This window comes from Halomonas shengliensis, assembly GCF_900104135.1.
GTDB classification, from domain to species: Bacteria; Pseudomonadota; Gammaproteobacteria; order Pseudomonadales; family Halomonadaceae; genus Halomonas; species Halomonas shengliensis.
In genome coordinates, this window is the sequence record NZ_FNIV01000001.1 from 1 (window position 1) to 13,036 (window position 13,036).

Annotated in this window: 15 protein-coding genes and 1 pseudogene; 13 read left to right on the forward strand and 3 right to left on the reverse strand. The window is 69.4% G+C overall.

What is annotated here, in order from left to right:
* The 10 genes from BLP95_RS00005 to BLP95_RS00050 all read left to right on the forward strand — a co-directional run.
* On the forward strand, nucleotides 1–714 hold a 714-nt coding region (locus tag BLP95_RS00005; RefSeq protein ID WP_281187363.1), incomplete at its 5' end, for an SRPBCC family protein.
* Nucleotides 715–726: 12 nt separating this feature from the next.
* Nucleotides 727–1,215: a benzoate 1,2-dioxygenase small subunit gene (benB, locus tag BLP95_RS00010; protein WP_089676155.1), complete on the forward strand. Its 489-nt coding sequence runs from the start codon at nucleotides 727–729 to the stop codon at nucleotides 1,213–1,215.
* A 79-nt stretch (nucleotides 1,216–1,294) separates the two neighbouring features.
* On the forward strand, nucleotides 1,295–2,467 hold the full coding sequence (locus tag BLP95_RS00015; protein ID WP_089676156.1) for an ABC transporter substrate-binding protein: 1,173 nt from the start codon (nucleotides 1,295–1,297) through the stop codon (nucleotides 2,465–2,467).
* 61 nt (nucleotides 2,468–2,528) lie between these two features.
* Nucleotides 2,529–3,389, forward strand: coding sequence for a branched-chain amino acid ABC transporter permease (locus BLP95_RS00020; RefSeq protein WP_089676157.1), 861 nt, complete (start codon nucleotides 2,529–2,531; stop codon nucleotides 3,387–3,389).
* A gap of 13 nt (nucleotides 3,390–3,402) precedes the next feature.
* Nucleotides 3,403–4,452 carry a branched-chain amino acid ABC transporter permease gene (locus BLP95_RS00025; RefSeq protein ID WP_089676158.1) on the forward strand — a complete coding sequence of 350 codons (1,050 nt, stop codon included), beginning with the start codon at nucleotides 3,403–3,405 and terminating at the stop codon, nucleotides 4,450–4,452.
* Nucleotides 4,453–4,455: 3 nt separating this feature from the next.
* On the forward strand, nucleotides 4,456–5,223 hold the full coding sequence (locus BLP95_RS00030; protein WP_089676159.1) for an ABC transporter ATP-binding protein: 768 nt from the start codon (nucleotides 4,456–4,458) through the stop codon (nucleotides 5,221–5,223).
* Nucleotides 5,220–5,951, forward strand: coding sequence for an ABC transporter ATP-binding protein (locus BLP95_RS00035; protein ID WP_089676160.1), 732 nt, complete (start codon nucleotides 5,220–5,222; stop codon nucleotides 5,949–5,951). The genes BLP95_RS00030 and BLP95_RS00035 overlap by 4 nt, the downstream gene beginning before the upstream one ends.
* Nucleotides 5,952–6,011: 60 nt before the next feature.
* On the forward strand, nucleotides 6,012–7,238 hold the full coding sequence (locus BLP95_RS00040) for a benzoate/H(+) symporter BenE family transporter (protein WP_089676161.1): 1,227 nt from the start codon (nucleotides 6,012–6,014) through the stop codon (nucleotides 7,236–7,238).
* A 19-nt stretch (nucleotides 7,239–7,257) separates the two neighbouring features.
* Entirely contained in the window at nucleotides 7,258–8,073 is an 816-nt protein-coding gene (locus tag BLP95_RS00045) for a universal stress protein (RefSeq protein ID WP_089676162.1), read from the forward strand.
* Between the two features lie 89 nt (nucleotides 8,074–8,162).
* Nucleotides 8,163–8,555 carry a hypothetical protein gene (locus BLP95_RS00050; protein ID WP_089676163.1) on the forward strand — a complete coding sequence of 131 codons (393 nt, stop codon included), beginning with the start codon at nucleotides 8,163–8,165 and terminating at the stop codon, nucleotides 8,553–8,555.
* Nucleotides 8,556–8,578: 23 nt separating this feature from the next.
* On the opposite strand, the gene BLP95_RS00055 is transcribed toward BLP95_RS00050, so the two are convergent.
* Both BLP95_RS00055 and BLP95_RS00060 read right to left on the reverse strand, forming a co-directional pair.
* The gene (locus tag BLP95_RS00055) at nucleotides 8,579–9,007 is read right to left on the reverse strand and encodes a hypothetical protein (RefSeq protein WP_089676164.1); all 429 of its coding nucleotides are present in this window, start codon (nucleotides 9,005–9,007) and stop codon (nucleotides 8,579–8,581) included.
* 100 nt (nucleotides 9,008–9,107) lie between these two features.
* Nucleotides 9,108–10,103 (reverse strand): LLM class flavin-dependent oxidoreductase, encoded by a 996-nt coding sequence (locus tag BLP95_RS00060; RefSeq protein ID WP_089676165.1) that lies wholly within the window; start codon nucleotides 10,101–10,103, stop codon nucleotides 9,108–9,110.
* A gap of 245 nt (nucleotides 10,104–10,348) precedes the next feature.
* On the opposite strand from BLP95_RS00060, the gene BLP95_RS00065 reads away from it, so the two are divergent.
* Both BLP95_RS00065 and BLP95_RS00070 read left to right on the forward strand, forming a co-directional pair.
* Nucleotides 10,349–10,534: a hypothetical protein gene (locus tag BLP95_RS00065; protein WP_089676166.1), complete on the forward strand. Its 186-nt coding sequence runs from the start codon at nucleotides 10,349–10,351 to the stop codon at nucleotides 10,532–10,534.
* Between the two features lie 63 nt (nucleotides 10,535–10,597).
* Nucleotides 10,598–11,959: an MFS transporter gene (locus tag BLP95_RS00070; protein WP_089676167.1), complete on the forward strand. Its 1,362-nt coding sequence runs from the start codon at nucleotides 10,598–10,600 to the stop codon at nucleotides 11,957–11,959.
* Nucleotides 11,960–12,062: 103 nt separating this feature from the next.
* Here the strand turns inward: BLP95_RS00070 and BLP95_RS17000 are convergent, their stop codons facing one another.
* Nucleotides 12,063–12,323, reverse strand: coding sequence for a hypothetical protein (locus tag BLP95_RS17000; protein WP_245678635.1), 261 nt, complete (start codon nucleotides 12,321–12,323; stop codon nucleotides 12,063–12,065).
* Between BLP95_RS17000 and BLP95_RS17245 the strand changes: the two are divergent.
* Nucleotides 12,289–12,786: pseudogene (locus tag BLP95_RS17245) on the forward strand (phage tail sheath subtilisin-like domain-containing protein); the annotation flags it as partial. The gene BLP95_RS17000 and the pseudogene BLP95_RS17245 overlap by 35 nt on opposite strands.
* Nucleotides 12,787–13,036: the final 250 nt, after the last annotated feature.

Genomic DNA, 13,036 nt, shown 5'->3' on the forward strand with positions numbered 1-13,036 from the left:
GGCTACCACGTCAGCACCGTGCACTGGAACTACGCCTCCACCATGGATCGCCGCAACTACGAGGCCGGCGGCACCAAGGCGGTGGACGCCGACGGCTGGTCCAAGAGCCTGGGTGGCTTCTACTCCTTCGAGAACGGCCACATGCTGCTGTGGACGCGCCTGCTTAACCCCGAGGTGCGCCCGGTCTACAGCAACAAGGAGTGGATCGAGAAGGAGTTCGGCGAGGCGCGTGCCGACTCCATCGTCAACCAGACGCGTAACCTCTGCCTCTACCCCAACGTCTACCTGATGGACCAGTTCTCCACCCAGATCCGCGTGCTGCGCCCGATCGACGTGGACAAGACCGAGGTCACCATCTACTGCTTCGCGCCCAGGGGCGAGTCGGCCGAGAACCGTCGCATCCGCATCCGCCAGTACGAGGACTTCTTCAACGTCTCCGGCATGGGCACCCCGGACGACCTCGAGGAGTTCCGCGCCTGCCAGGAGGGCTACAACGGTGCCCTGGCCGAGTGGAACGACCTCTCCCGCGGCGCCAAGCAGTGGATCGAGGGCGCCGACGACAACGCCCAGGCGATCGGCATGAAGCCGCTGCTCAGCGGCGCCTCGCCCGAGGACGAGGGCCTCTACGTGATGCACCACAAGCACTGGGTCGACGAGATGCTGCGCGCCATCGACAAGGAACGCAGCCAGTTCATCGCCACCGCATCCGCATAAGGGGAAGAGACCATGAGCATCAACTATCAGGACCTCCAGGCCTTCCTGTACCGCGAGGCGCGCCTGCTGGATGACCGCGAGTGGGACGAGTGGCTGACCTGCTACAGCAAGGACGTCGAGTTCTGGATGCCGGCGTGGGACGACGACGACCAGCTGAGCCGCGACCCGCACAGCGAGATCTCGCTGATCTACTACCCCAACCGCGAGGGTCTCGAGGACCGGGTCTACCGGATCAAGACCGAGCGCAGCGGGGCGAGCACGCCGGAGCCGCGTACCACGCACCTGGTCAGCAACATCGAGGTGCTCAAGGAGGAGGGTGACAAGGTGGAGCTGCGCTTCAACTGGCACACCCTGGTACACCGCTACAAGAAGACCCTGGAGTTCTTCGGCAGCTCCTTCTACACGCTCGACGTGTCCGGGGAGCAGCCGCTGATCACCCGCAAGGTCGTGCAACTCAACAACGACTATATCCACCAGGTCATCGACGTCTATCACGTCTGACCGTCAGGGACGACGGCGGGACAGGGACGTCCCGGCACGCCACACAAGCCCAATAACAAGCAACCCCCTGGGAATCACCATGAAAAACCTCAAGAAGACCGCCCTCGCCAGCGTGCTGGGCACCGCTACCCTCGTGTCCGCGTTCGGCGCCATGGCCGACGACCACCCGGTCAAGCTGGGGCTGATGCTGCCCTATTCGGGCACCTACACCGCCCTGGGCGAGGCCATCACCAACGGCCTCAGGCTCGCCATCGAGCAGCAGGGTGGCCAGCTGGGCGGACGCGACGTCGAGTACGTCGAGCTCGACTCCGAGGCCAACCCCTCCAAGGCCCCCCAGAACATGAGCCGCCTGGTCAAGGGCGACAAGGTCGACTTCGTCATCGGCCCGGTGCACTCCGGCGTGGCCATGGGCATGCTGCGGGTGGCCAAGCAGAGCGGCGCCATCACCATCATCCCCAACGCCGGCCTGGAGGCGGCCACCAACCAGCTGTGCATGCCCAACGTCTTCCGCACCTCCTTCAGCATGTGGCAGGACGCCTATCCCATGGGCAAGGTCGCCTATGAGCAGGGGCACCGCAGGATCGTGACCATCACCTGGGACTACGCGGGTGGCAAGGAGGACCTGGCCGGCTTCGAGGAGGCCTTCGAGGCCGAGGGTGGCGAGATCGTCGAGCAGATCCTGGTGCCCTTCCCGAGCACCGAGTTCCAGAGCTATCTGACCCAGATCGCCAGCCTCGAGCCGGATGCCGTCTACACCTTCTTCGCCGGGGGGGGCGGGGTCAGCTTCGTGCGTGACTACGCCGCGGCAGGGCTCAAGGAGAGCATTCCGCTGCTCGGCTCCGGCTTCCTCACCGAGGGCAACGTCGCGGCCCTGGGCGATGCCGGCGAGGGGGTGATGACCACCCTGCACTACGCCGAGACCCTCGACAGCGAGGAGAACCAGGCCTTCGTCTCCGGCTACCAGGAGGCCTACGGCGAGGCGCCCGACACCTATGCCGTGCAGGGCTATGACACCGGCATGATGCTGGTCCAGGCGCTCGATGCCGTGGACGGCAACACCGAGGACCAGGAGGCGCTGATCGAGGCCCTGGCCGGTGTCGAGCTCGAGAGCCCGCGTGGCCCGATGAGCTTCTCCGATTCCCATCACCCCATCCAGAACGTCTACCTGCGCGAGATCCGCGACGGCAGGCACGAGGTGGTCGGCGTCGCCGCCGAGCAGCTCGAGGTGCCGGACGACGCCTGCAGGATGTAACGCGGACACCGTCTGACTCGGGGGCGAGCGGGGCTCGCCCCCTTCATCTGGAGGGGATCACATGGATCTCGCATTCTTCGGCGTGCAGCTACTCAACGGGCTGCAGTACGGGCTGCTGCTGTTCCTGATCGCCAGCGGCCTGACCCTGATCTTCGGGATCATGGGGATCATCAACCTGGCCCACGGCGCCATGTACATGATCGGTGCCTACCTGGTCTGGGACCTGACCCTGCGGCTCGGCAACTTCTGGCTGGCGATCCTTATCGCCATCCCGGTGGCAGTCGCCCTGGGGCTGATCATCGAGCGGCTGTTCCTCGACACGCTCTACAAGCGTGACCACCTCTATCAGGTGCTGCTCACCTTCGGCCTGATCCTGGTGCTCAACGAGGCGCAGCGCATCATCTGGGGCGGCGACGTGCACAGCGTGCCGGTGCCGGCACCCTTCGACGCCAGCCTGCAGCTGACCGACAACCTGCAGTACTCGGTCTACCGGCTGTTCGTGATGGGGGTCTGCCTGGCCCTGGCCGGGGTCATCTACTGGGTCATCCGCCATACCCGGCTGGGCATCATCATCCGCGCCGGCGCGGTCAACCGCGACATGGTGGAGGGGCTCGGCATCAACGTGCGCACCCTGTTCACCCTGATCTTCAGTGTCGGCGTGGCGCTGACCGCCTTCGCCGGCATGATCGCCGCCCCGCTGACCTCCATCGCCCCGGGCATGGGCGACAGCATCCTGATCACCTGCTTCGTGGTGGTGGTGATCGGCGGCATCGGCTCCATCAAGGGCGCCTTCTGGGGCGCGATCCTGATCGGCATGGCCACCACCTTCGGGTCGGTGCTGATCCCCAGCCTCGCCAGCATGGTGATCTACCTGATCATGGCCGCCGTGCTGCTGGTGAAGCCACGCGGACTGTTCGCTTGAGGAGGGCGACACCATGTTACATACCTATCCCAAGCGCGTGATGGCCATCATGCTGGCCCTCACCGCCATCGTCGCCACCTTCCCCCTGTGGGGCGAGGCGGTGTTCGGCGGCCAGGCCGACTTCATCCTGGAGAAGATCACCCTGATGCTGATCCTGGCGCTGTTCGCCATGAGCCTCGACCTGCTGGTGGGGGTGGTGGGCCTGGTCAGCCTGGGCCATGCGCTGTTCTTCGGCCTGGGGGCCTACACCCTGGCGCTGGCCAGCCCCGAGTTCAGCCCCGCCTCGCTGTGGTGGATGCTGCCCCTGGTGATGCTGGTGGCGGCGGTGGCGGCGCTGGTCGTCGGCATGCTGGTGATCCGCACCAAGGGCATCTTCTTCATCATGACCACCCTGGCCTTCGGGCAGATGCTTTACTACTTCATCAGCACCTCCCAGTTCGCCGGCGGTACCGATGGCGTCTTCATCATGTTCCGGCCGAGCCTGACGCTCGGCGAGACGGCGCTGCTGGACCTCGACAACCCCTACACCTTCTTCTACTTCTGCCTCGGCCTGCTGGTGGCGGGGTATCTCTTCCTGCGCTGGCTGACCCGTTCCTACTTCGGCCAGGTGCTGGACGGCATCCACGACAACGAGCACCGCATGCAGGCGCTGGGCTATGCCACCGCCGGCTACAAGCTGGTCGCCTTCGTCATCGCCGGGGTGATGGCCGCCATCGCCGGGATGCTGGCGGCGATGCAGTACGGCTTCGCCAACCCGGCGCAGCTGGGCTGGCACACCTCCGGCGAGGTGCTGATGATGCTGATCCTGGGTGGGATGGGCACCATCTTCGGGCCGATCCTGGGTGCCTTCGCCTACGAGATCCTGCTGTTCGTCTACGAGCATGCCACCACCCACTGGCCGATCCTGATGGGCCTGACCATCATCGCCGCGGTGCTGGTGCTGCCACGCGGCATCGCCGGCGTGATCATCGCGCCGCCCTGGCGCCGCCGGGCATCGGCGTATGAGCCGGCGGCCGACGAGGCGACACCGGGGAAACCTGCCACCCAGGGCGAGGAGGGCTGAGCCATGACCCAGGAACCGATCCTTGCCACCCGGGGCCTGACCCGTCGCTTCGGCGGCCTGGTCGCGGTCAACGACGTCGACTTCGACGTCGCCCCCAACGAGATCCACGCCATCCTCGGCCCCAACGGCGCCGGCAAGAGCACCCTGATCAACCTGCTCTCCGGGGAGATCCCGCCCTCCGAGGGCGAGGTGCGCTACCGCGGCCGGCCGATCCAGGGCAGGAGCGTGCGCCAGATCGCCCGCATGGGCATCGGCCGCAGCCACCAGAAGACCAACATCTTCCCGCGGCTCAACTGCCTGCAGAACTGCGAGCTGGCGGCGCGTATCCACATGGGCGGCGTGTTCGGCAGCTGGCGCTCCCGCCGGCAGGCGCGCCGGGTCAGCGAGCGGGCGCTGGAGGTGCTCGACACCTGCCAGCTGACCCATCGCGCCTACACCCCGGCCGCCGACATGAGCTATGGCGAGCAGCGCCAGCTGCAGATCGCCATGGTGCTGGCCACGGCGCCGTCGCTGATGCTGCTCGACGAGCCCATGGCCGGCATGGGCCGCGAGGAGACCGCCCAGGTAACCGAGCTGCTGGCCAGCCTCACCGACCGCTACACCCTGGTGCTGATCGAGCACGACATGGATTCGGTGTTCCGCCTGGCCGACCGCATCACCGTGATGGTGGATGGTTGCGTGCTGGAGAGCGGTCCCACCGAGCAGATCCGCACCAGCGAGAAGGTGCGCGACGTCTATCTCGGGCGCCACCATGAGGAGGCCACCGCATGACCGCACAGCAGCAGATCACCCCGCTGATCGAGGCCCGCGGGCTGCACACCTACTACGGCGAGAGCCATGTGCTGCACGGCGTCGACCTCACCCTGATGCCCGGCGAGACCCTCAGCCTGCTGGGGCGCAATGGCATGGGCAAGACCACCACCCTGAAGTCGATCCTCGGCTTCGTGCCGCCGCGCCGCGGCGAGGTGTTCATCAAGGGCGTCTCCACCGCCAGGCGGCGCCCCTGGCAGCTGATCCGCCAGGGCATCGGCTATGTGCCGGAGGGGCGCGGGATCTTCCCCGGCATCAGCGTGCGCGAGCACCTGATCATGGCCGCGCGGCCTAACGAGCGGGGCGAGACGCCCTGGACGCTGGAGCGGGTGCTGGACACCTTCCCGCGCCTGGGCCAGCGCATCCACCACGACGGCTCCTTCCTCTCCGGTGGCGAGCAGCAGATGCTCTCCATCGGCCGGGCGCTGACCACCAACCCTGACCTGATGATCCTCGACGAGGCCACCGAGGGCCTGGCGCCGCTGATCCGCGACGAGATCTGGAAGATCATCCGCGAGATCAAGGCGTCCGGCATCGCCACCATCATCGTCGACAAGAACATCGACAACCTTCTGGAGGTGGCCGAGAAGCACGTGCTGCTGGTCAAGGGCGAGGTGGTCTACGCCGGTGATGCCCAGGGGCTCAAGGATGACCCCGCGATCCTCGATACCCACCTGGGCGTCGCCTGACGCCGCCCCGGCGGCCGCCGCCGGGGCGATTCCATGCATCACTCTTCGGGAACCCCTGCCATGCAACTCTTCAAGGACGCTTCGGTCCCCGCCATCACCGCCGGCTTCGTGGCGGTGCTGGTCTCCTACTCCGGCCCGCTGGCGATCTTCTTCCAGGCCGCCCAGAGCGCCGAGATCTCCAGCGCCATGATGACCTCCTGGATATGGGCCATCTCGCTGGGCGCCGCCGTCTCCGGCATCCTGCTCAGCCTGTGGCTGAAGGTACCGGTGGTCACCGCCTGGTCGGCGCCGGGCACGGCGCTGCTGGTGACGCTCTTCCCCGAGCTGTCGCTGGGCGAGGCGGTGGGCGCCTACCTGGTGGCGGCGGCGCTGCTCTTCGTGATCGGCGTCACCGGCTCCTTCGATCGCATCATCCGCCTGATCCCGCCGGGCATCGCCAGCGCCATGATGGCGGGCATCCTCTTCCAGTTCGGCGTCGGGGTGTTCGTGGCCCTGGAGGCGGTCCCCGCGCTGGCCATCGGCATGCTCGTCGCCTACCTGGTGGCCAAGCGGCTGACGCCGCGCTATAGCCTGGTGCTGCTGCTGGTCGGCGTGGTGCTGGCGGTGGTGCTGGAGGGGGCGAGCCTCGACGGGGTGTCGCTGAGCCTGGCCCAGCCGCAGTTCATCCGCCCCGAGTGGAGCTGGAGCGCCACCCTCAGCCTCGCCATCCCGCTGGTGCTGGTCAGCCTGACCGGCCAGTTCCTGCCCGGCATGGCGATCCTGCGCACCTCCGGCTACTCGACCCCCGCCAAGCCGATCGTCACCGTGGCCAGCCTGACCTCCTTCGGCACCGCCTTCTTCGGTGGCATCACCACCGTGGTGGCGGCCATCACCGCGGCGATCTGCACCAGCAAGGAGGCCCACGAGGACCCCGACAAGCGCTACGTGGCCGGGGTTGCCAACGGCGTCTTCTACCTTATCGGCGGCACCTTCGCCGGCACCATCGTGGCGCTCTTCACCTCGCTACCCGGGGAGTTCGTGGCGGTGCTGGCGGGGCTGGCGCTGATCGGCGCCATCACCAGCAACGTCAGCGCCTTCGCCGCCCAGAAGGAGCACCTCGAGGCCTCGGTGATCACCTTCATCGCCACCGCCTCGGGGGTCAGCTTCCTGGGACTGGGGTCGGCCTTCTGGGGCGTGGTGGCCGGGGCGCTGGCCTACCAGCTGCTGCATCGCCCCTTCCGGCTGCCCGGCCGCGGCGCCGAGGCATCGTCATCCGCCGGGTCGGCGGCATCCAGCAAACAACAATAGTGCTTACAGGAGAAACCGCATGAACAAGCTGCATGTGGCAATGGACGAGTCCGACTATTCGCGCCGTGGCCTGCGGCTGGGCGCCCGCCTGGCCGCCCAGTCGGGGGCCGCGCTGTCGCTGGTCTCCGTGGTGGCCGAGCCCGCGCGGGCCGAGCCGCGTCGCGCGTCGCTCGCCGCCGCGCTGGAGGAGGAGGGCGCCACGGCGGAGGTCACGGTGCTCACCGGCGACAGCGCCAAGGATGCCCTGGCCGCGCTGCTCGATGACGACCAGGCCGGCCTCTGCATGAGCGCCCATGGGCGGCGGCCGGTGCCCGAGATGCTGATCGGCAGCGTCACCGCCGGGGTGGTGCGTCGTGCGCCCCGGCCGGTCTTCCTGTGCGGGCCGCGCTACGCCCCCGACCGCCACGAGCGGGTGGAGACGATCATGGTCTGCGTCGATGGCTCGCGCCTCTCCGAGGCGATCCTGCCCCATGCGCTGGCCCTCTCCGCGCGCTTCGGTGCGCGCCTGCAGCTGCTCCAGGTGATCGACGTCAGCGCCGCGGCGGCGGTGCCCCGCGACGGTGGCCACGCCGACGTGATGGAGTCCGGCTATCTCCACGGCCTGGCCCGTCGCCTGGGGCACGAGCACGGCGTGGAGGTGGACTGGGAGGTGCTGCATGGCGACCCGGCCGACGCCATCGTCGGCTACCTGGCGGACAGCCACAACGCCATGCTGGCGATGACCACCCATGGGCGCAGCGGCCTCTCCCAGGTGGTGGCCGGGAGCGTCAGCCACGAGGTGCTCCACGAGGCGTGCTGCCCAGTGGCCGTCTACCGGCCGGCCGACCGCGGCTGAGGCGTCGATCCCGGCGTGATGCAGGTCAAGGCGGGGGCGGGCAGCGTGGCCTAGGGTGAGGCTCAGGACACATGACGAGGAGACCTGCCATGATTCCCCTTCACGATGGCGTTCACACCCTGGCGCGCTCGATGGCGAGCGCCTGGCGACGCGGCCGGGAGGAGCGTCGCTGGATGCACCTCGAACCGGAGGAGCGGGAGGCTCGCCTGCGTGACCTGGGGCTGGCGCGCTTCGATCCCTCGCTGTTTGGCGAGCGGAGCGATTCGGCGACGTCCCAGCTGCCGCGCATGATGGCGGTCTTCGGGGTCGACCCGATGACGCCGCTGGTGGTGGGCAATGGGGTCAAGCGCGACCTCGAGCGGGTGTGCAGCGCCTGCCCCGCCAGGTCACGCTGCGCGCGGGTGCTTGACCAGGGCCCGACGCCCGAGGCGTGTGCCTTCTGTCCCAACGCCATGACGCTGGAGGCGCTGGGCCACCACTGAGCGGTGACCCGGTCGTGGCAAGCTCAGCGGCCGTCTTGCCCGGCGTCGCTCCCTTCCTGGCGCACCTCCTCGCCTCTGACTTCATAGTCCCCCTCCAGCACCCGCTGCTCGCGGCGGGTGCCGGAGGCGTCGTGGGTCTCTCGGTAGTGGGTCTCGCGGTAGTGATAGCCGCCGCCGACGTCCTCGGCCTGCTCGGCGCGCATCTGCTCCATGCGCTTCTTCAGGCGGTGGCGCAGCAGCGGCATCAGCGCCCAGCCCAGCAGCAGGAAGACCAGGCCGAACACCATGGCCACGATCATCAGGGTGCCGAACAGCAGCCAGGCGGCCAGCATCTTCAACCCGTCGAGCAGGCCGCCGCCCTGGCTCTGGCGGGCGCGCTGCTGCCATGCCTGGGCGGCCCGCCAGGCGGGATTCTGGCGGGGGTCGCGGTGAGGGCCTCGGGAATCGGGCATCGAACTCTCCTGAATGGCGGCGCGTGACGCCGCGAAATGGACTGCCCCTTGGAAAGCCGCGGGCGAGGTTCGTTCCTTCTGGCCTATCCCTCCAGGGAGGCTACCCCTTCCAGACCTCGGCGACGATCTCGTAGCTCCTCAGGCGATCCGCCTGGGCGTAGACATCGGTGTTGAGCATCAGCTCGTCGGCGCCGGTCTGCTCGAGGAAGGCCTCGAGCCCGGCGCGCACCGTCTCGGGGCCGCCGACGATGGCCGCCCCCAGGAACTGCTGCAGCTGCGCCTCCTCCATGGGGGTCATCTCCAGGTGCTCCACCGGCGGCTTGGCGCAGGTGCGCCGGCCGCGGATCATGCCCAGGAACTTCTGCTGGGAGGTGGTGGCCAGGTACTCGGCGTGGGCGTCGTTGTCGGCGGCGACCACCGGCAGCCCCACCATGGCGTGGGGCTTTTCCAGCACCGCCGAGGGGCGGAAGTTGTCGCGGTAGAGGCGCAGGGCCTCGAACAGGTAGCCCGGGGCGAACTGGGCGGCGAAGGCGAAGGGCAGGCCCAGCCGCGCCGCCAGCTGGGCGCTGTAGCCGCTGGAGCCGAGCAGCCAGATCGGCACCCTGGTGCCCTGGCCGGGCACCGCGCGCACCCGCTGGCCGGGCCGTTCGTCGCCGAGGAAGCCCTGGAGCTCCTCCAGGCGCTGGGGGAAGTCCTCCACCCCCGCGTAGGGGTCGCGGCGCAGCGCCGCCATGGTGGCGGCGTCGGAGCCGGGCGCGCGCCCCAGGCCCAGGTCGATGCGCCCCGGGTAGAGGGTCTCCAGGGTGCCGAACTGCTCGGCGATCACCAGCGGCGGGTGGTTTGGCAGCATGATGCCGCCGCTGCCCACCCGGATGCGCTCGGTGGCCCCGGCGATATGGCCGATCAGCACCGCGGTGGCGGCGCTGGCGATGCCCTCGATGCCGTGGTGCTCGGCGAGCCAGTAGCGGGTGAAACCCAGGCGCTCGGTGAGCCGGGCCAGGGCCACGCTCTCCCGGAAGCTGTCGGCGGCGCTGCCGCTTTCGCGGATGGGGGCGAGGTCGAGGACGGAGAGGGGCGTATCGGCGAGACGGGGCATGGCACCTCCGGGGCGGGAAAACGATTAGCTTGCTTGTCATCCTTGGTGGGGGCAAGGGCAGGGCGTTGCAATCCCCCCGGACAGCGTGTGCCTGGGGGCGCGTTGTGCGCCGGGCGCCGCCGCGGGTCGATCGCTGCACCCACCGCGACGAGGGCCTGTCCTGCGCCATGGCGGGCCGTCGCCACTGGCCGGGCGACGGCACAGGTCGTAAGCTCAGGGGACAATGGTGAAAACGGACTTCGACCATGCCTCTGCTTCCCCTGGCCCGCGGTCGCCGTCGCGGCGCCACAAGGCGTCGCCGGCTCCCTCCGGGGGCGCGGCGCCCCAGCCTCGCCGGGCTGGACCCGTGGCTCGATCGCCTGGTGGATGCCGCCGTGATCATCGCCCTGGTGGTGGGGGGCATCGCCCTGGCGCTGACCCTGCTGCTGTGATGCCCTCGTCGTCCCCGTGACGGGCTGCTATGGTGACGTCCTGCCGCCACAGGGACGTCCCGCATGAGCCCCATCCCCTCCGCCGTGCCGACGACACCGCGCGCCTCGCGCAAGGAGATCTTCGGCTGGGCGATGTTCGACTTCGCCAACCAGGCCTACACCCTGCTGATCATCACCGTGGTGTTCGGCGAGCTCTTCACCACGGTGATCGTCGGCGACCGCGGCGACGGCTATCGCCTGGCCAACTTCCTGTGGAGCCTGGCGCTGGCGGTGAGCTACCTGCTGGTGGTGGTCACGGGGCCGCTGTGCGGGGCGGTGATGGACTACCGCGCCGAGAAGAAGCGCTTCCTGTTCGCCAGCTACCTGGCCACCGTGGCCGCCACCGCGATGCTCTACTTCGTGGCGCCGGGCTACGTGGTACTGGGCCTCGCGCTGATCGTGGTCTCCAACTACGCCTACTCCATGGGCGAGTCCTTCATCGCCGCCTTCCTGCCCGACCTCGGCCCGCCCGAGGATCTGGGCAAGATCTCCGGCTTCGGCTGGGCGCTGGGCTACGTGGGCGGGCTCTTCGCCGCGGGCTTCACCCTGGTGGCGCTGGGCGAGGCCACGGCGGAGAACTTCGAGCGCATCCGCTGGGTGGGCCCCTTCGCCGCCGGCTTCTTCCTGGTTACCGCCATCCCCACCTTCCTGTGGGTGAAGGAGCGCGGCACGCCCCAGCCGGCGGGGAAGCCCTATCGCGAGATCGCCATCGAGCGTGTCTCCACCACCCTGCACGAGCTGAGGCGCTTCCGCGACCTGGCCACCTTCCTGGTGTCGCTGCTCTTCTCCATGGCCGGTGTCTACATCATCATCGCCTTCGCCTTCATCTACGGCGCCCAGGTGATCGGCTGGGACGCGTCGATCCGTAACCTGATGTTCATCATCGTGCAGATCACCGCGGCGGCAGGGGCGCTGGGCTTCGGCTTCCTCCAGGACCGCATCGGCACCAAGGTCACCTACCAGTTCACCCTCTGCCTGTGGGTGGCGGCGATCCTGGCGATCTGGGCGACCCCCGAGGTCACCGCTTTCCTCAATGCCCACCTCGGCCTCGCCTGGGAGGCGCAGCACCTGTTCCTGGTGGTCGGCTGCCTGGCGGGGCTCTCGTTGGGCTCCAGCCAGTCCGCCAGCCGCGCCCTGGTGGGGCTCTTCTCCCCCAGCCGCAAGGCCGCCGAGTTCTTCGGCTTCTGGGGGCTGGCCAACAAGCTTGCCGGGGTGTTCGGCATCATCGCCCTGGGCCTGCTCCAGTCGGTGGTGGGGCTCAAGGCCTCCATCCTGCTCTGCGCGGCGCTGTTCCTGGTCGCCATCGGCATCTGCCTGGCAGTCGACCAGGCCCGCGGCCAGCGCGCCGCCGCCGCCTGGGAGGCACGCAACGGCCGCAACGGCTGAGCTCGCCAAGTTCCCGGGGTTGGGCGATGCTCTGTGCAGGAGACGATGCCGCCGAGGGCGGCGGGGAGGGGAGTCACATGCCTGGCGTCGACCGGCCTGGCCATTACCTGGCGGAGAGCTCGCTGCGGTTGCGCACCATCGAGCCGGTGCCTACCGCCCGCACCGCCTTCATCGGGCGCTGGGAGGGCGAGTGCGAGCGCGGCGCGCAGACCCTCACGGGACACCGGGCGCTCGCCGACTGGCTGGCCGACGCGGCGCCGGCGGTGGCGACCAGCGCGCTGTGCGGCTCGCTGCGGCTGTTCTTCGACAACGGCGGGCGGGAGGCGCGGGTGCTGCCGCTGGGCAGCGCCTCTCGCCCGCCCACCAATGCCGACTACCTGGCGGCCCTGGCCGCCATCGAGGCGCCGGGCAGTGTCGCGACCCTGTGCCTGCCCGGCCAGCCCTGGGTGGCCGGTGGCAACCCGGTGGTCCAGGCGGCGCTTGACCAGGCGGAGCGCCTGGGCGAGCGCATGGTGCTGGTTGACCCGCCCGCCGAGGCGACACTGGCGGATGCCGCGGACCTGGCGGCCCTGGGGCTGCCGGTGTCGCGCCATGCGGCCTGCTACCACCCCTGGGTGACGGTGGCCGATCCCCGTGCGCCTGCCGGGGAGGCAGGCCCGCTCCTGGCGCTGCCGCCCAGCGGCGCCATGGCCGGGCTCTGGGCGCGCAGCGATGCCGGTCGCGGCGTCTGGAAGGCGCCCGCCGGCCTGGAGGCGCGGGTCAGGGGGATCACGGGCCTGATGCAACCGGTCACCCGCGCCCATCTCCAGGTACTCAACCCTCGCGGGGTGAACGCCATCGTCGACTTCCCGGGGCGCGCCTGCCTGGCCTGGGGCGCGCGTACCCTGGCCTCGCCCGACGATCCGGAGCGGCGCTACCTGCCGCTGCAGCGCCTGGCGCTGTTCCTGCAAGAGAGCCTGCGCCAGGGGCTCGCCTGGGTCGAGGGTAACGCCAACGACGCCGCCCTGTGGGCCTCGCTGCGGCTCTCGGTGGCGACCTTCCTGGATGGCCTCCACCGGGCCGGTGCCTTCCAGGGGG